Source organism: Colwellia sp. SU-HH00943, from assembly GCF_057546125.1.
The window spans coordinates 181,786-200,464 of sequence record NZ_BAAJLW010000006.1; the positions used below are offsets into that span (position 1 = coordinate 181,786).

15 protein-coding genes are annotated in these 18,679 nt (G+C 38.2%); 14 read left to right on the plus strand and 1 reads right to left on the minus strand.

The window, feature by feature from the left end; translation table 11 throughout:
- Positions 1-95 precede the first annotated feature (95 nt).
- Positions 96-3,464, plus strand: a complete 3,369-nt coding sequence (locus AC27GZ_RS15825) for a hypothetical protein (protein ID WP_487096336.1) — start codon at positions 96-98, stop codon at positions 3,462-3,464.
- Here the strand turns inward: AC27GZ_RS15825 and queG are convergent, their stop codons facing one another.
- Entirely contained in the window at positions 3,465-4,643 is a 1,179-nt protein-coding gene (queG, locus tag AC27GZ_RS15830) for a tRNA epoxyqueuosine(34) reductase QueG (RefSeq protein WP_487096337.1), read from the minus strand.
- A 58-nt stretch (positions 4,644-4,701) separates the two neighbouring features.
- On the opposite strand from queG, the gene AC27GZ_RS15835 reads away from it, so the two are divergent.
- The 13 genes from AC27GZ_RS15835 (at position 4,702) to AC27GZ_RS15895 (ending at position 18,665) form a co-directional block, all read left to right on the plus strand.
- Positions 4,702-6,252, plus strand: coding sequence for an NAD(P)H-hydrate dehydratase (locus AC27GZ_RS15835; protein WP_487096338.1), 1,551 nt, complete (start codon positions 4,702-4,704; stop codon positions 6,250-6,252).
- A 16-nt stretch (positions 6,253-6,268) separates the two neighbouring features.
- Entirely contained in the window at positions 6,269-6,772 is a 504-nt protein-coding gene (gene tsaE / locus AC27GZ_RS15840) for a tRNA (adenosine(37)-N6)-threonylcarbamoyltransferase complex ATPase subunit type 1 TsaE (protein ID WP_487096339.1), read from the plus strand.
- A 30-nt stretch (positions 6,773-6,802) separates the two neighbouring features.
- Complete coding sequence (locus tag AC27GZ_RS15845) at positions 6,803-8,140, plus strand: N-acetylmuramoyl-L-alanine amidase (RefSeq protein WP_487096340.1); 1,338 nt, start codon at positions 6,803-6,805, stop codon at positions 8,138-8,140.
- A 39-nt stretch (positions 8,141-8,179) separates the two neighbouring features.
- Entirely contained in the window at positions 8,180-10,057 is a 1,878-nt protein-coding gene (mutL, locus tag AC27GZ_RS15850) for a DNA mismatch repair endonuclease MutL (protein ID WP_487096341.1), read from the plus strand.
- Positions 10,058-10,123: 66 nt separating this feature from the next.
- Entirely contained in the window at positions 10,124-11,023 is a 900-nt protein-coding gene (gene miaA / locus AC27GZ_RS15855) for a tRNA (adenosine(37)-N6)-dimethylallyltransferase MiaA (protein ID WP_487096365.1), read from the plus strand.
- Positions 11,024-11,194: 171 nt separating this feature from the next.
- Entirely contained in the window at positions 11,195-11,443 is a 249-nt protein-coding gene (gene hfq / locus AC27GZ_RS15860) for an RNA chaperone Hfq (protein ID WP_487096366.1), read from the plus strand.
- A gap of 106 nt (positions 11,444-11,549) precedes the next feature.
- Positions 11,550-12,836 (plus strand): ribosome rescue GTPase HflX, encoded by a 1,287-nt coding sequence (hflX, locus tag AC27GZ_RS15865; RefSeq protein WP_487096342.1) that lies wholly within the window; start codon positions 11,550-11,552, stop codon positions 12,834-12,836.
- Positions 12,837-12,940: 104 nt separating this feature from the next.
- Positions 12,941-14,101 carry an FtsH protease activity modulator HflK gene (gene hflK / locus AC27GZ_RS15870; protein WP_487096343.1) on the plus strand — a complete coding sequence of 387 codons (1,161 nt, stop codon included), beginning with the start codon at positions 12,941-12,943 and terminating at the stop codon, positions 14,099-14,101.
- Positions 14,102-14,104: 3 nt separating this feature from the next.
- Positions 14,105-14,992, plus strand: a complete 888-nt coding sequence (gene hflC, locus AC27GZ_RS15875; protein ID WP_487096344.1) for a protease modulator HflC — start codon at positions 14,105-14,107, stop codon at positions 14,990-14,992.
- A gap of 86 nt (positions 14,993-15,078) precedes the next feature.
- On the plus strand, positions 15,079-15,258 hold the full coding sequence (locus tag AC27GZ_RS15880; protein ID WP_487096345.1) for a DUF2065 domain-containing protein: 180 nt from the start codon (positions 15,079-15,081) through the stop codon (positions 15,256-15,258).
- Between the two features lie 126 nt (positions 15,259-15,384).
- The gene (locus AC27GZ_RS15885; protein WP_487096346.1) at positions 15,385-16,680 is read left to right on the plus strand and encodes an adenylosuccinate synthase; all 1,296 of its coding nucleotides are present in this window, start codon (positions 15,385-15,387) and stop codon (positions 16,678-16,680) included.
- 201 nt (positions 16,681-16,881) lie between these two features.
- A complete protein-coding gene (hpf, locus tag AC27GZ_RS15890; protein WP_487096347.1) occupies positions 16,882-17,220 on the plus strand; it encodes a ribosome hibernation-promoting factor, HPF/YfiA family in 339 nt (112 codons plus the stop codon).
- 221 nt (positions 17,221-17,441) lie between these two features.
- On the plus strand, positions 17,442-18,665 hold the full coding sequence (locus tag AC27GZ_RS15895; protein WP_487096348.1) for a hypothetical protein: 1,224 nt from the start codon (positions 17,442-17,444) through the stop codon (positions 18,663-18,665).
- Positions 18,666-18,679 lie beyond the last annotated feature (14 nt).

Sequence of the window (18,679 nt, forward strand, 5' to 3'; positions counted from 1 at the left end):
CGTATGATATAAAAGCGTTGGTGAAGCTAAGCTTGTTCCGATAAAAGAACTTAGTATAAACTAGGGGCATAAAGGAACCATTAATAATAAAAGCTATGAGCAAACCGAATATGGCGGATCATGAAAATACCACTGAACAAGAGGGTTTCGATGAGCAAGCGCCAAGTAATCACAAGGAAATTGACTTAAGAAATGGCAAGTTATTGCCTTTTTATCGCCAATTCAACGGTAAACTTTTCGCACTGGCATTAACCATTATTGTGACGCTATTTCTAGCGTTCGTTTTGTTTGTTCAAAAAAGTCAGCAAAATCAGTATATTATTCAAACGCAGCTTTTACCTTTACAGCAAAAGGTACAGCAATTAGCAAGCTTACAAAATGCTAAGCATATTATTGAAGAATTACTTTTGGGTGACAGTAAAAAAAATTGGCTGGCACTGCATAGTGATTTAACGGCCATTAATCAGCAATTAGTTAAGTTAAACTCTGAACATACCAGTATGTATCGAAAGTGGCTTAATCAAAATCAAGCAGCCTTTGATGCCGTTGAAAGGGCATCAAATAATAAATCAAGAAATCAACAGCTAAAACAAAGTAGCATTATTCAATTGCAGTTAATGCTTTTTACTATCACTAGTATCAATGATGAAAAGAGTGTACTTGAAAAAGGGCTTTATCAACGTATACAAAGTGATGATAAAAATGGCACTACCAGCGCTAAGCGTGTGATTGAATATGCACAGGCGGTAAAACAACTTCACAATATAAAGCAATTAACTAAGCTCATTACTGAGCTATTAAGCGGCTTTGAAAATTTATCTATTCAAACCTCGCAAAGTGATTTTGACTTATTACGTTTAGGAACTGAGCAGTTATTTGCACAATCTAAATTATTAACCAGCGAAAGCACTAAATCTATCAAGGAATTTATTGAGCAGGTTGAATCTTTTCAAGGCATTGTATTAACTGAGCAAATGGCATTGGCAAAATGGCAAGGTTACCTAAGGTTGATGCAAGGTTATAATCTTGACTTATTAGCTCAGCAAAAACAGTTAATAACGTTACTTTTAGAAAAACACACTGAGCTGCCAGATAACAATAATACAATTTTAAGTAAATTTTTAACGGATAATAATATTCAGCTTAGTAATGATGATATTGCAATTATTTTAATGGCTATTATTGGCATGACAGTGCTAGCTTTTTTTGCTTTGTTATGGCGTGTGCAAGTGACAATAAAAACCAGTGCCGAGCAAAGCTTAGCTTTGGTTAAACAAGCCACGAAAGGCGATGATGAAGTTGACATTGTTGCTAATTGCCAAGAAACGCAAGCTATGATCACAGCGGTTCAGCAATTAACTAAACCAGAACATGACGAACAAGATTATCAGGCACTCGTACAGAAAATTTCAGATCATGAGCTCTGTATTGAAGAGCAAAAGCAGAGGTTGGCAGAACTTGCTGAAAGTTCTGATGAACAGCAATTAGAAAAAAATGAGCAAGTGGACTTATTGTGTAATTATGAACTCCAACGCTATGGTTATTTAAAAAGCAAAGTATTAGTGCAACTAATTCAAGCGCAGGCAAGGGCTTTTGAAGGCGCTGAAATTAAAACAGCTACTTCTCAGGCTATAGTGCCTTCTTTGGCTCACCTCTATGAGACACTTGAGCACTTTGAATTAGCAAGCTACATGCAATCAAACAATGCGGTATTGCAATTAAACGATGTTGATTTATTAGCAGAACTGCACAGCATCATAATAAATAAACAACAAGCGCAGTTAGTTAGCCATAACCAACTCTTTTTAAGTTATGACGATCAAATTATCTCGCAATCAAATTTCGATGCGCAGCTATTCCAGCAAGTATTAAATTTACTGGTTGAGTTAAGCTTATTCTCGTGCCAAAACGCATTCTGGCATTTGCACTTACAATTGCAGGATAAAAATGCTGGTCAGCAAGTTATTCGCTTTACTGTTAAAGTACATCATAGTCTTAAGAGTGAATTACCAGAATTACTAAACCAGCTCAATAAAGAGGGTAATAATGAGCCCGATTCATCGCTAGCTGAAGTCTTTAAGTTACTCTTAGCGCAATTACATGGTGAAAATTTAGCTGCTCAACAAATTGATGAAGGCTATCAAATTAGTTTTGAATTACCTTTGGCCATAGCCAGCACAGGCAAGCAAAGTAAATTAACTAAGAAAATAAGTAAGGAAGATAGCGTAGCGCTAGCTGAAACGAAAGTGATGCTGCTAACTTCGAATAAAGTTATTACCACTATTGTTGAAAAACTGGTGTTATCGTGCGCGGGTAAATTCGAAGCTGTAGCTCGTTTAGATAGCTTCATTCAACTTGCTAGTGTTAAAAACCTAAAACGTCATAAATTAGATTTATTAATCGTGGCTAGTGATATAGCCAAAACTGGAATAAATGCTATAAAGCAACAGTTAAGCGATTTACCTGAATCCTTACGACCTAAGTTAATGGTGTTACAATCTCCAGCATTAGCCTATCAGCAATTTGGTTTATATTTACAAGCAGAACAGCCGTTAGGTAGAGAAACGCTGCTATCGAATATCAAACATGTTTTAACTTACTCTGAAGAAGCGAATCAGTTAATACTCGCTGATGAATTTCAAGAGACTAGGTTGAAGCCTAGCAAATTATCAATACTATTTGTTGTACAATCGCCGCAGCAATATCAGCCGTTATTAGGATTATTGCAATGGCTAGGCTTTAGCGTGCAATGTGTTTGTGATGAGGCCCGTCAAGCTAAACTATGGCAAACAGGTCGTTATAACATACTGATTACTGAATTTGCGAAAGCGGTTAGTTTTGATCTAGTTACTTCATCTACAGTGGCTATGGGGGTATTTAGTTTAGCTGATAAGATAGAGTTACCTAAATCACAACAGTCAGGCCAGTGGCATTGTGGTCAATTAAGCACAACGACTACATTTGAAGAGCTTAAAAAACAATTAGCACCATGGCTTAAGCCTATCCCGGTAATTAAATTATCTGATGAAGCCCTACCACAAAATTTATATGATAGTCGTGAATATGATGACAATATTCAGGTAATTAATGAAGTTGCCCGTTGCTTAATTACCGATGAAAATAGTGATGCGACTTTTAATTTTAGCCAATATTTAACGCATCAAGGCTCGGTAGAGTTAGCCTTGTTTATGCTAGATGATTATACTCAAGATAATCACATACAACTTAAACACCTTGCTAATGCGATTAAAGAAAAGGATTTAGAGAAAGCGCATATTGCTGTTGAAACGTTACAGCTTAACGCCAAAATTTTAACAGCAGAAGACTTGCAGCAATTGTGTTTACAATGGCTTAAATTACTCGAAAACAACAAGGCGTTTACGCAATTAAAGAAAGTAAATGCGTTATTAAAAGATACCCAGCAAGTGTTACACGCTATTGATAGTTATGCAGAAACAATATAATTAACTGTCTCTTGGTAATCCTTTTTCTATTGAGCGAATAAGTCTTGCATTTAAACGGGCGTTGGCATCATTTAAGTCAATATCATCCATTTGTTTTTTGGCTTGTTGACTAAGCGCCCAGGTAATATGCTCTGCAACGAATTTATTGGCAGTATGAAGCTTTTCTTCAAGCGCAGCGGTTATTTGCTCGCTAAAAGGAGCATTTCCTAGTGCTACCGCGATATTACGTTGCCAGCTTTGAAAACCTATCCTACGTATGGGCGAGCCTTGTAGTCTTGCTAAAAACTCATCTTCAGACCAAGAGAATAACGTTAGTAGACCAACCTGATCTAAATTAAGCCGAGCTTGAAAATCATCTTCTAAACTTAATTTTGCGAATTTATTCCATGGACAAATGAGCTGACAATCATCACAGCCATATATTCTATTTCCCATTAAGGGTCTTAATTCTAGTGGAATAGGATCAGGTGACTCAATGGTAAAATATGAGATGCAACGACGTGCATCGACAACATAAGGCTCTACAATGGCTTTTGTTGGACAAATTTTAATGCAGGCAACACAATTGCCGCACTGATTAGCGGGAAGCTCATTTGCTTGATGAGTTAAAGGTAATGGGATATCAACGAGTAGCTCCCCTAAAAAAAACCATGAACCAGCCTCTTTATTTAACAGTAAACTGTGTTTTCCAACCCAACCCAGCCCGGCTTTTTCAGCAAGCGGTCGCTCTAAAATGGGAGCTGAATCAACGAAAGGACGAAAATTAAAGTCGTGACAATAAGCCGCTATTTTCTTCCCTAGTTGCTGTAATCGCTTGCGCATTAATTTATGATAATCTCGACCTAAAGCATACCGGCTGATATAGGCTTGCTCTTTCACTTTTAAAGTACTTGCAAATTTTGCTTTGCTGGGAAGGTAGTCTAATCGAACACTAATAACACGTAAGGTGCCGGGTTCTAATTCGGCGGGTCTAGCACGCATAAGCCCATGCTTTGCCATGTAATCCATATTACCGTGGTAACCTTTGGCAAGCCACTCCTCTAATGCGGGTTCGTGCTTCGATAAGTCAATATTAGTAATACCTAACTGAGAAAAGCCTAATTCTTCACCCCAATACTTGATTTTTTCAACCAAGTCAGGATAGTTAATAGTAGGTGTGTTTTTTTCAGTATTTGTCATTGAAGTTAGCTAGTTAACTTAAATAAAAGTAATCAATAAAAAGTAAAGGTAATAGTTCATGATCTTATCACAAGTACCCTTTGCAAAACATAAAAGTCATCAGGTTTATGATGCTCGGCAAGTGTTGACGAATGAAGGTTTAGTTGCAAAAAGCCAAAATATTCCAATGTATCAATTAATGGAAAGTGCCGGTGCAGCAGTATTTAAGCAACTGCAATTAAGCTGGCCAGAGATAGATTCCATCATGATTTTGTGCGGGAAAGGTAATAATGGTGGTGATGGTTTTATTATTGCACGTTTAGCACATTTAGCCGACATTAAGGTTAGCGTTGTCTTAACGTGTTCTCCTAACGATATTATGGCTGATGCGAAAACGGCTTATAAAGCCATGATGACTGCCGGCGTAAAAGAGGTATTTACGAATAATCAAACACAAGCGTTGGCAAGCTTTCAGGGGGATGTCATTGTTGATGCTTTATTTGGTATTGGCTTTTATGGTCATTTAGATGAAGACGCAGCTAGTTGGGTCAGTGCGGTTAATGGTAATACTGCTCAAGTGTTAAGTGTTGATATCCCTTCAGGTTTAAATGCGAGTAGCGGCTGGGTAAATGACTACAATGCTGTGATTGCCGATGTGACGGTGACTTTTATTGTCTATAAACAAGGTTTACTCACTGGCCAAGCTGCAAATTTTGTTGGTCAATTAATGTTAGCCGATTTAGGTTTGGGAGCCGCTTTTAGTCAACAAGTTGCCAGTAAGCATATTTATCAAGATAACCAATTATTGCTAGATATTAACTCACCCCTGAAAAAACGTCTGCCAGCTAGTCATAAAGGTACTTTTGGTCAACTACTCACGATTGGTGGTTACCTTGGTTTTCCCGGCGCAATACGATTAGCCAGTGAAGCAGCACTACGTTGTGGTGCGCCATTGGTTTCTGTGTGCTGCCATCCAGAAAATCAACCATTGGTTTTTAATGGTCGACCTGAATTAATGATTGCGGCGAGTAACAGTGAGACATTAATCAATTCACCTGTGATATCAAATGCAAAAGTGTTGTTAATTGGCCCTGGGTTAGGACAACGCACTTGGTCTGAAGATCTGTTTAATTTAGTCATGTTACAAACCAAAGTGGCGGGTAACCAAAAACCCATCATTGTTGATGCCGATGCCTTAACCTTGTTAGCAAATCAGCCTCATTTCTATAAACATTGGGTATTAACTCCACACCCAAAAGAAGCATCAAGACTATTAGACTGTTCTGTACAAGCGGTTGAAGAAGATCGCTTTAGCGCTGTCAAAGCCATTGCTAAAAAATATGGCGGGATTTGCATATTAAAAGGTGCAGGTTCTTTAATCAGTGATGGAGAGCAAGTTATGATTAATTCAACGGGGAATGCTGGTATGGCTTCCGGTGGTATGGGGGATGTTCTATCCGGTATTGTTGCAGCCTTCATGTTACAAACTCAAGATTATTTTGCTGCCGCTTGCTTGGCTGTCTATATTCATGGCGCCGCGGGTGATATTATTGCTGATGAAAATGGTCAGCGCGGTCTATTAGCCAGTGATTTATTTAGGCCTTTACAGCAATTGACCAATCAATTTTGATATAAATAGAGTATACATGAAAGAGTTAAACTACTTATTAGCCAATGAAGCAGAAACCGTGGCTGTGGGCGATTGCTTAGCTAAGGTCTTGCAATGGCAAGAACAACAGCAAGCGTCAAATCAAGCTTTGGTGGTTTATTTACATGGTGACCTTGGTGCCGGAAAAACTACATTAACCCGTGGATTTGTGCGTGGTATGGGGCATGAAGGTAATGTAAAAAGCCCGACATATACCCTCGTTGAACCCTATGAGCTGCCCCCTTGGCAGGTTTATCATTTTGACTTATATCGATTAGCCGATCCGGAAGAATTAGAGTTTATGGGTATTCGGGATTATTTCGCCGATCATTGCTGTTGTTTCATCGAATGGCCAGAAAAAGGCAAAGGCCTCTTGGCTAATGCCGATATAATTATTAATATAGTTTATCAAGGTGAGCAAAGAAGTATTAATTTAACCTCTTGTTCGCCGCGTGGAGAGGCTGTTTTAAAGCAGTTTTCGATCTTATATACGCAAATGTAAAGATAACTTAGAGAGTGGTGAAGGTTAGTTATGCGGTTGTTGTCATTGTTTTTTACCTGTTTGTTATGGCTATTTATAGCGGTAGCGTCAGTGACGGTAAAAACTAGTGTTGCCGCGAAAGCAAGCAATAGTATCGACAGTATTCGTGTATGGCCAGCACCAGAAAACACCCGAATAGTTTTTGATCTTAACCATAAGCCAGATTATAAATATTTCAGTTTAGCTAAACCTAACCGCTTAGTGATAGATTTTAGTGATACTAAAAATAAAGTTGCACTCAATGCCCTTGCTAAAAAAGATCCACGCATTAAGCTTATTCGCACCAGTAAAGCGAAAAACAAAACAAGCACACGACTGGTATTAGAGCTTGAAGAGTCGTATCAACTAACTGTATTCCCTTTGGCACCTGCAGGCCAATATGGTGATAGGTTAGTGGTTGATTTATATGATAAAAATAAAAAAGTTACTCCGATTAAAAAAACAGAGCCTAATGGTAAACGAGATATTATTATCGCCATTGTTGCAGGTCACGGCGGTGAAGATCCTGGCTCTATCGGGGCTAAAGGTACGTATGAGAAGCGTGTTACCTTAGCGATAGCCAAAAAATTAGCCAAATTGATCGATCAGAAAACAGGCTTTAAAGCAGCCATGATCAGAACAGGTGACTACTATGTTCAGCATAATCGTAAAACTGAGCTAGCACGTGAAAAGAAAGCTGATTTACTGATCTCTATACATGCCGATGCATTTTTCTCTCCCAAACCTTATGGTGCTTCAGTTATTGTGCAGTCTTCTAGTCGAGCCCACTCTGAATTTACACGTTGGATTGCCAATAGACAAGATGAATCAGAATTACTGGGTGGCGCTGGAGAAACCATTAAAAAAACGAAAGACAAAAACTTAGCCTTTACATTAGCAGACATGAAAAAAGAGCACACTATGTCGAGTAGTTATGAGTTTGCTTTACATGCTATAAGCCAGCTCAAAAAAGTTACTAAGCTACATAAGAAGAAACCAGAGGGTTTAAGCTTAGCTGTTTTAAAGTCATCTGATATACCTTCTGTGCTTATTGAAACGGGGTTTATGTCTAATCCGACAGAAGAGAAAAACCTCAATAGCAGAAAGCATCAACAAAAACTGGCTAATGCCATTTTTAAAGCCGTAGATAGTTATTTTACCGAGCATACTCCAAAAGGGACACTACTCGCTGCAACAACAATGAAGAGTCATAAAGTACGTAGTGGTGAGTCGTTATCAGTGTTAGCGCAACGTTATAAAACCTCAATCGCAAAAATAAAATCAGTGAATAAATTAAAATCCGATCAATTACGGATTGGTCAAACCTTAAAAATTCCTCGTGCTGGCTAAAACAATAGCTAATATCAACGAAGGTAAATAAGAGAAACTATGACAATAGCAATCCTGCCTGCGCGTTTAGCTAACCAAATAGCAGCTGGCGAAGTGGTAGAAAGACCTGCCTCGGTTATCAAAGAACTAGTAGAAAATGCGATTGATGCTGGTGCAACGTCGATTCATATTGATGTTGATAAAGGCGGCGTAAAAAAAATAAGAATCAGCGATAATGGTTGTGGCATCATCAAAGATGAATTAACCCTTGCCTTAAGTCGTCATGCGACCAGCAAAATTAAAGACTTGAGTGATTTAGAAGCGATAAATAGCTTAGGGTTTCGAGGGGAAGCCCTAGCAAGTATAAGCTCTGTCGCTCGATTAACATTAACTTCAAAGCCAAAAGAACAAAGTACCGCATGGCAAGCTTATGCGGAAGGCCGTGATATGGCCGTCGCTATAAAACCAGCAGCTCATCCTGACGGTACAACCATTGAAGTGCTAGATTTGTTTTTCAATACCCCTGCTAGACGAAAATTTTTACGTACTGAGAAAACAGAGTTTAACCATATCGATGAAGTTATCCGTCGTATTGCTTTAGCGCGTTTTGACATCAGTTTTAGCTTAACGCATAACGGTAAAATGATCCGTCAATATCGAGCTGCGAATACGCAGGCGCAAAATGCTAAACGTGTGGCTATGGTTTGTGGTCAAAAATTTATTGAAAATGCCATTGAAGTTGATTGTCAACATGATGACATGCACTTTTCGGGTTGGCTTGCTAAACCAAGTTACGCCCGTAATCAAAATGATCTTTGCTATAGTTACGTTAATGGTCGCATGATGCGTGATAAGTTAATTAACCACGCTATTCGTCAAGCTTATGCTGAGCTACTTCCACCTGATACTTACCCAGCCTTTGTACTGTTTTTAACCCTTGATTATCGAGAAGTCGATGTGAACGTGCATCCTGCAAAGCATGAAGTGCGTTTTCATCAAGGTCGATATGTCCATGATTTTATTTACTCGGTTTGTCATCAAGCCCTAATGGAAAATAATGAGGAGCAGCCTTATTTACCGCAATCAAATAGCAGTGCTGATGAATCAAGGGTAAGTGAAAACACCGCTTTATATGAGCGCTCAGATTACATTAAACCATTGCAACCCGTGAAAGAGGCAACTTTTTCAACTAATCAAAGCTACTCGAATTTAGGTTTTGCTAACCAAGCAAGTAAATCATATCCAGGTGCGGATGCAGCTAGCAATTACCAAAAGTTGATGACACCACTGGCTGAGGATGATGATACAAGGGAGCAGCCTAAAAATAGCCTAGATGAAACTCAGCTATTAATAACAAATAATTTCTTTCTTGCTATAGAGCAAGGGAAGTATGGTGTTTTTAAACGAGATAATAGCTTGTGTTTAATGTCATTACAGTTGTTAGCGGTTGCAGTAAACAAAGAGAAGGTAGTGCAAAATTGGCAGCAAGGGAATTTGGGCTTAGTAAGTCAGCCGCTTTTACTTCCTTTACGATTAACACTTAACGAACAGCAAATACAGCTGATAAAAGCGCAAAATGAGCTGCTTCAACGAGCAGGCATTGTTGTTGAATTACAAAGCAAACAACAACTTCAAATAAGGCAGTATCCTGCATTATTAAGAGAACGTGACGTCAGTAGTAGTTTCAATAGTATTATTGATGGACTTTTGAAATTAACTAATAATGATAAACAAAATATTGATGATGATAGTGTTATCTTGTTTATTGCCCAAGTTCTTGCGGGTAATCATTATACTGAACAGCAAGCTCAAACCTTGTGGTTAGAAGCTCAGAAGCACCTTGGCAAAGAATTTATTCAGTCTTTCCTCTTGAAATGTCCTGCACTTGACCTTACATCTCAAATTAAGCAGTTAGAGTTAACTTCTCTGACGACATAATTAAGTTAATTGGGGCATTCAGTGTCAAAAAATGCGCAAATAAAGCAACCGCCTGTTATTTGTTTGATGGGGCCTACAGCATCAGGAAAAACTGCCTTAGCTATGGCTTTGCATGACGCGTTACCTTGCGACATTGTTAGCGTTGATTCCGCATTAATTTATCAAGATATGGATATTGGCACAGCCAAGCCATCAAAACAGGAGTTGGCGAAATATCCACATCGGTTAATCAACTTAAGAGACGCTACGCAAAGTTACTCGGCAGCAGATTTTTGTAAAGATGCCTTAGCTGAAATTGCCAGCATTAGAGCGAATAACCGTATTCCTTTATTGGTTGGTGGCACTATGATGTATTTTAAGAGTTTAATTGAAGGAATTTCTCCATTACCTGCAGCAAATGCAGAAGTACGGGCACAGATTGAAGCTGAAGCGGAAAAAAACGGTTGGCAAGCAATGCATGAGCAACTTGCACAACATGATGTGGAAGCTGCGCAGCGAATTCACCCTAATGATCCTCAGCGAATTACTCGGGCATTAGAAGTTTTTCGTTTAACAGGAAACACTTTGTCACAATTAACACAAATTAAAGGTGATAAGCTCGAAGGTGATGTTTTACAATTTGCAATCACCCCACAAGAACGTAGCACACTCCATGATAGGATTGCTTTACGCTACCAGCAAATGATAGCGCAAGGTTTTGAGCAAGAAGTTGTGAAGCTCAAAGAGCGTGGAGATTTACATGAAGATCTTCCGTCAATACGCTGTGTGGGCTACCGTCAAATGTGGCAATATCTTCATGGTGAATGTGATCATGAGGAAATGGTATTTCGTGGCGTATGCGCTACGAGGCAATTGGCAAAACGACAATTGACTTGGCTGAGAAACTGGAAAAACCTTCATTGGTTAACAACAGAGGATGAAACTAATTTATCACAAATTCTCGCATTAGTTGGCAAATGCCAATAAGCAAGCTATAAATAGAATTAATGTTTGTTATGATTAAACAATATTAAAATATTGATGTATAATTAGTTGGTTAGATGCTTAGGATTGAGCACTGAATAGTTTTTATCGTATACACTAATCAAATGTTTGGTTAGTTATTTTTTATTAATAATAAAAAAAAGGAGCCATATGATGGCAAAAGGACAATCTTTACAGGATCCATTTTTGAATGCTTTACGTCGTGATCGCATTCCTGTTGCAATTTATTTAGTCAACGGTATTAAACTTCAAGGGCAAGTAGAGTCTTTTGATCAATTTGTGATTTTACTTAAAAATACTGTTAGTCAAATGGTATACAAGCATGCAATCTCTACTGTCGTACCTGCGCGTGCTGTGAATACCACACCCGCTCCAAGTAGTTCAACAGATGCTGAAGAGTAGTGATATTAAATTTTTCTGATCATGCTTCATCCTCTTGTGAAAACCTACATTTTAGCTGTAGGTCGATACTTGCTTCGACAGTAACTATTATAAAGGTTTAACACAGTTGTTTGATCGTTATCAGGCAGGTGAGCAAGCAGTGCTTGTTCACCTTGATTTTCCAGACGAAACCACTCGAGAAGATTTAAACGAGTTCAAAATGCTGGCTTCTTCTGCCGGAGTTAATGAATTAACGGTTGTTTCTGGCAAGCGCAGTACACCGCATCCAAAGTTTTTTGTCGGCTCTGGAAAAGCTCAAGAAATAGCCGAAGCGGTTAAGTTATACGAAGCTAATGTGATTTTATTTAATCATAGCCTTTCACCTTCTCAAGAAAAAAATATTGAAGCTTTGTGTGAGTGTCGTGTCATTGATAGAACGACACTTATTCTCGATATTTTTGCTCAGCGTGCTCGCACCCATGAAGGTAAGTTACAAGTTGAACTGGCTCAGTTACGCCATATTAGTAGCCGACTTATCAGAGGTTGGACTCACCTTGAACGTCAAAAAGGTGGTATAGGTCTACGAGGTCCAGGTGAAACTCAACTTGAAACGGATAGGCGTTTATTACGTGAGCGAATGGTTAATATCCGTAAACGCTTAGAAAAAGTTGAACGACAACGACAGCAAGGTCGACGTTCAAGAGTGCGTGCGGAATTACCAACATTATCCCTTGTTGGTTATACCAATGCAGGAAAATCGACGTTATTTAATTTATTAACTCAGTCTGAGGTATATGCTGCAGATCAGCTTTTTGCGACACTAGATCCAACCTTAAGAAGAATTGAACTTGAAGGGGTAGGTGGCGCTATACTAGCGGATACTGTGGGATTTATTCGCCACCTTCCTCATGATTTAGTCGCAGCGTTTAAAGCAACCCTAACAGAAACCCGAGAAGCTGAATTACTGTTACATGTGGTTGATATTTCCGATGACAGGCGTAGTGAAAATATTGAACAAGTTGAATACGTACTTAAAGAGATAGAGGCGGATGAAGTACCGCAATTGCTTATTTGTAATAAAATTGACAACCTTGATGAAGTTGAGCCTCGCATAGATCGAGATGAACAAGGTGTGCCCATTAGAGTATGGTTATCAGCGCAAGCTAATTTGGGCATTGAGTTACTTTTTGAGGCATTATCTGAGCGATTAGATAATCAAATTGTGATGTATACACTTAATATCCCCCCAAGCGCTGGTAAGCTACGTGCTAGTTTATATAAACTAAACTGTATTAACAGTGAAGAATATGATGAGCTGGGCCATTGCTACCTTGATATAAAATTACCGAAAAGAGAATGGCATAGATTAATCAAACACGATGCTAATGAAATTGAACAATATATTGTAAATTAATGTGTTTAACCTTATATAGAGTCTTATAAAAGCAATAGTTTTAGCTTAAACTAAGAGCAATTTTTAAGATACGACTATCAAATAAAAACCTAGCGGAGAACAGCATGGCTTGGAATGAACCGGGGAATAATGATAAAGACCCCTGGAAAAATAAAGGTGGCAAAAACCAAGGCCCACCAGATTTAGATGAATTACTTAATGATTTAGGTAAAAAAGTCGGCGGAATTTTCGGTGGCAAAAGCGGAGGCAATTCATCTGGTGGTTCATCATCAGGAAAAAGCTTTTCGAGCATTGGCGTTAGCTTAGTATTGATCATTGCTATTGTGGTTTATGCTTTTAGCGGTTTTTATACCATTAAGGAAGCGGAACAAGGTATTGTACTTCGTTTCGGTCAATACTCGGGCACAGTTGAGCCGGGTTTACGCTGGAAGTGGACTTTTCTCGACCGTATCATTCCTGTAGATATGCAAAGTACGCGTGACTTACCTGCTTCAGGTTTCATGTTGACACAAGATGAGAATGTGGTTCGGGTTGATATGCAAATTCAATATCGTGTTGTGAATGCGCGAAACTATGTGTTTAGTGTTACCAATGCTGATGAGAGTTTAAGTGAGTCACTAGATAGTGCATTACGATATGTTGTTGGCCACGCTAAAATGGATGACATTTTAACCAGTGGTCGGGAACAAATACGTCAATCAGTATGGCAAGAGTTAGAAAAGATCATTGAACCGTACAACTTAGGTTTAATCATTGTTGATGTTAACTTTAAAGATGCTCGTCCACCGAATGAAGTAAAAGACGCATTTGATGATGCAATTGCTGCCCAAGAGGATGAAATTCGTTTTTTACGTGAAGCGGAAGCTTACGCAAGAGGCATTGAACCACGTGCTCGTGGTCGTGTGAAACGTATGGAGCAAGAAGCTATTGCTTATAAAGAACAAACCATTTTAGATGCAGAAGGTGAAGTTGCTCGCTTTGAGAAACTTTTACCTGAATATCAAGCGGCACCTAAGGTAACTCGTCAACGTTTATATATTGCAACTATGGAAAAGCTATATAGTAATACCAGTAAAGTGATGGTTGATGTTGATGGCGGTAATAACATGATGTATTTACCTTTAGATAAGATTATTCAACAACAATCTACAAATAGCCGTACAACAACGCAAGATTATTCACCAGCGACTCAAAAGCCAACGATAAATTCGTCACCAACAAGCTCTTCAGGTCGTACTGACAGATTCAATAGTGGGAGAAACTAAGTCATGAAAAATTTTTCCATTGCTATTTTAGCCTTATTGTTTGTGCTTGTTGTTTCATCAGTGTTTATCATTTATGAAGGACAACGTGGTATTGTTTTTCAATTCTCGAAAATAAAACGTGATTCAGCCACAGATCAAATGATGGTGTTTGAACCTGGCCTTCATTTTAAAATTCCGTTTATTGAATCGGTGCGTAAACTAGATGCTCGAATTCAAACGTTAGATGAAGCGCCAGATCGTTTTGTTACGGCCGAGAAAAAAGATTTAATGGTAGACTCGTTTGTAAAATGGCGTATTGTTGATTTCTCAACCTATTATCTACGTACTTCAGGCTCGGTTGATAACGCTCGTGCGCTACTTAAACAAAAAGTAAATAATGGTCTTCGTACTGAATTTGGTAATAGAACTATTAAAGAAATTGTTTCGGGTGATCGCGATGCTATTATGCAAAAAGCGCTAGAGAGTGCTGAGAGTAGCCGAGAAGATTTAGGAATTGAAGTGGTAGATGTACGTATTAAAGCGATTAATTTACCAACGGAAGTAAGTAACTCGATTTATGATCGTATGCGCGCAGAGCGTACAGCTGTTGCTAAAGAGCATAGATCTCAGGGTCAAGAGCAAGCTGAAATAATTCGTGCAACGATTGATGCGAAAGTAACGGTTATGTTAGCGGAAGCTCAGAAAAATGCCTATGAAGTTCGCGGTGAAGGTGATGCAATTGCTGCTAAAGTATATGCTGATGCCTATGAGAAAGATGCTGAATTTTATAGCTTTTATCGTAGTTTAGAAGCTTATGAGAAAAGCTTTAATAGTAAGAATGATATCATGGTAATTAAACCAGATAGCGACTTCTTCCAATACTTGAAAGATAATACAAAAAATAAGAAGTAAACATTATAGTTAGCCGTGTATTTATTAAAAGCCAGCAGTGATGCTGGCTTTTTTATAACTAAGATGGGGTGAGCGTAGGTGAGAAAATGACAGATACTATACTAACGGCGTTAGCAATTGTGCTTTTGATTGAAGGGCTGGGCCCTGCATTGTTTCCTAATAGATGGCAAAGCTATTTACGACGTCTTTCTAATGAGCCATTGGATAATTTACGCACCATGGGCATGGTTATGTTGTTGTTAGGTATTGCTTTGTTAGTTTGGTAAAAAGATCAACACACACTTCTCAAGTAAACAGAGTATTTATTAGCGTAAAAAAACACCACATAACACTTGGACTCACTTTGGATATTTGGTAGAATCCCCGCCTAATTTTTTTACGAAACAGTAAACATGGGCAAAAACGTAGTTGTTCTAGGAACCCAATGGGGTGACGAAGGTAAAGGTAAGATCGTTGACTTACTTACCGACAAAGCAAAGTTTGTAGTTCGCTATCAAGGTGGACACAATGCAGGCCATACATTAGTGATTGACGGTGAAAAAACCGTACTTCATTTAATTCCTTCAGGCGTGTTACGAGATAATGTTAAATGCCTTATCGGTAATGGTGTTGTTTTATGTCCGAAAGCGCTAATGGCAGAAATTACCATGCTTGAGGCTAAAGGTGTTCCAGTTCGTGAACGCTTACTTATCAGTGATGCATGTCCTTTAATTCTTCCTTATCATACCGCTTTAGATGCTGCACGTGAGTTAGCTCGTGGCTCAAAAGCTATCGGTACTACAGGTCGCGGTATTGGTCCAGCCTATGAAGATAAAGTTGCACGTCGTGGCTTACGCGTTGGTGATCTGTTTTGTACAGAATCATTTGCTGCAAAACTGAAAGAGATTGTCGAATATCACAACTTTGCATTAGTTAATTACTACAAGGCTGAGCCTGTTAACTATGAAGAAGTGCTTGCTGATGCATTAGCTGTGGCTGATATTATTAAAAATATGACTGCCGACATTTCAGAAATATTGGATCAAGCTCGTAAAAATGGTGATTCAATTATGTTTGAAGGTGCACAAGGTACCCTACTTGATATTGATCACGGTACTTACCCTTACGTTACATCTTCAAATACAACAGCGGGTGGTGTTGCTACTGGTTGTGGTGTTGGCCCTCGACATTTAGATTACATTCTAGGGATTACTAAGGCTTATACTACTCGTGTTGGCTCAGGTCCATTCCCTACAGAGCTAAATGATGACATAGGCAATCATTTAGGTACGGTAGGTCACGAGTTTGGTGCTACAACTGGTCGTGAACGTCGTTGTGGCTGGTTTGACGCTGTTGCCATGCATAGAGCTATTCAAGTGAATAGTATTACAGGTTTTTGTTTAACTAAGCTTGATGTTTTAGATGGTTTAGAGACTTTGAAAATTTGTACGGGTTATAAAACTGAGTCGGGTGACATTATTACTGTGCCACCAACGGCTGCTGAAGGGTATGAAAAAATTACCCCGGTTTATGAATCAATGCCTGGTTGGAGTGAGAGTACCGTGGGTGCTACTTCTGTTGATTCATTACCAGCTAATGCACTTGCTTACATTAAACGCATTGAAGAAGTAACAGGTGTACCGGTTGACATTATTTCAACTGGCCCTGATCGTAATGAAACTATTATTAAAGTGAACCCTTTCGTTTAGTCAATATTCGTTTAGGAAATAATAGTTGCATGATTCAAAAACCAACCTTAGGGTTGGTTTTTGCATTTCTAGAGCTGATAACAAGAAAATGCCTCGTTACACTTGATTGCAAAACATTGCATAAAGTTGCTTGTTAGTTTTGTGGTTAAATACCAATATAAAGGTGAAGAGAATGTTTATTAAATAACAATAGAGGTGTATATGAAAATTCTTATTTCTGGTCATCATGTAGAAATAACTGAGGGTATTAAGCAATCAATTGAAAATAAATTCTCAAAAATTTCTAAACATTATCCTAGTGTTGTGGCACTTAGCTCTACAATAACCGTTGAGCCAAACCAGCAAAAAGTTGAAGTTACCACAAATTACGAAGGAACGAATATAAGTGTGAAAGCATCAGATAAGAAACTATACGCGGCTATTGCCAGTGCAGCTAAAAAATTGCAAGTTGCACTCGCTCGACGCAAAGGAGTTTTGTCATCAAAATTCCATGAGAAGTTTGTTGTTGAACAATCGGATAAATTTCAACTGGTTTCATAGAGACATATTTACTATGAAATAAAATATAAGCCGCTACTAAGCGGCTTTTTTTTGCACTATAAATAGTTGCAGAATAATAACGCTTTTAAAGCGACACTTAAACTAGCTCATCCTTTAGTAGAACTACAAACCTTAATCAATTTACTCATTTGCTAACAACTTGAAAAACCGTGTTAAACAATCTATTTTTAAATAAGTCTACAATTGAAAAAGTTGCTCTGATGTTATTGAGATTATTTACTGGGTTTTTATTTCTATATTGCATTAATGTCTATGCTGAAGAGGGTATTCAGCTTAGTGCATTTGGCACTATCGGTGTTGTTCTATCTGACTCTGATAACTATGGTTATCGTAAAGATATTGGATATGATAAAGGTGTATATTCAGGTGATATTGATTTTTTAAACCATTCTTTACTAGGTCTTCAATTAGACGCATCAATTAGTGAAGATATTGATTTTGTGGGTCAAGCGGTTATAAGAGACTTATCTGAATCAACATTTGAAAACTTTATTGCATTAAGCTTTTTAAGGTATTCCCCTTCTGCAAATTGGCAATTTCGAGTTGGAAGAACCGCACCCGATGTATTTTTAATCACAGAATATAGAGATGTAGGGATCGCTTACACATGGGCTATCCCCCCTAATGAAGTTTATGGGTTGATCCCTTTTAGATATATCGATGGCGGGGATGTAGCTTATATTAAGCATTTTGGTGATACTACATTAAGAACAAAGTTTTTTGCTGGTAGAAGTGACTCTGTTTTGGCTTCTATTGATACAGTATCTTCTATTGAAATTAAGAATATTTATGGTCTTTCTATTAATTACTCTTCTATTGATTGGAGTATACAGGTTCAACATACCCAACAAGAAATTGCCAATGAGGAAGAAAGAAGCTTAGAGCTTATTAACGTCATTGGACAAATGCCTCCTTTTATTTGGCCTGATGCTGAAGCATTTAGCGATAGTCTTAGGCTAAAGGGAGAAAAGGTCAATTATTCATCAATAAGTGGTCAGGCTTATCTAGGAAACTTTCTTTTTACAGGGGAGTTATCATTGATAAAACCACATGCTACTGAAACCATTCCAGACGTTTTTAGTGGCTATGGAGGGCTAGCTTATCAATTAGATAATCATACTTTTTATGCTGTATATGCCTTTACTGACTCTGACATCTACACTTTTGATGAGCCAGGTGTACAAACACAATTAATACCAGAATTAATTTACGCTACCGAAAGCATGTTTAATTTTTACGCTTCTAATCAGAAAACTACTTCAATTGGTTGGCGTTGGGATATTATGGATAATCTTTCCTCTTCATTGCAGTGGAATAATACGCATATTGAGGATACTGGTGGAGCGCTCTGGCTTAATAAAACGGGTGATTTATCTGCAGATTCAGTTAATGTTTTTATGCTTAGTGTGAGTTTTAACTTATGAGGATTTATTGTAAT